General features: G+C 66.7%; 1 pseudogene. It reads left to right on the top strand.

Annotation, left to right across the window (positions count from 1 at the left end):
• Nucleotides 1-505, top strand: a pseudogene (locus tag IE275_RS45740) (DNA polymerase III subunit alpha); the annotation flags it as partial.

Here is a 505-nt window from a genome sequence, read left to right on the forward strand (position 1 = left end):
GAGGCGACCGCGCACGACGCGCTGCTGTGCATCCAGACCGGCAAGAACCTCTCCGACCCCGACCGCTTCCGCTTCGACGGGACCGGCTACTACCTGAAGTCCACGGACGAGATGTACGCCGTCGACTCCTCGGACGCCTGGCAGGAGGGCTGCGCCAACACCCTCCTGGTGGCCGAGCAGATCGACACCACCGGCATGTTCGAGGCGAAGAACCTCATGCCGAAGTTCGACATCCCCGAGGGCTTCACCGAGGTCACCTGGTTCAAGGAGGAGGTCCGCCTCGGCATGGACCGCCGCTTCCCCGGCGGCGTCCCCGACGACCGGCAGAAGCAGGTCGAGTACGAGATGGACGTCATCATCCAGATGGGGTTCCCGGGCTACTTCCTGGTCGTCGCCGACTTCATCATGTGGGCCAAGAAGAACGGCATCGCGGTCGGCCCCGGCCGAGGCTCCGCGGCCGGCTCGATCGTCGCCTACGCCATGGGCATCACCGACCTCGACCCGA

Origin of the sequence: Streptomyces phaeofaciens (assembly GCF_014648915.1) — a bacterium.
In the GTDB taxonomy this organism is placed as follows: Bacteria; Actinomycetota; Actinomycetes; order Streptomycetales; family Streptomycetaceae; genus Streptomyces; species Streptomyces phaeofaciens.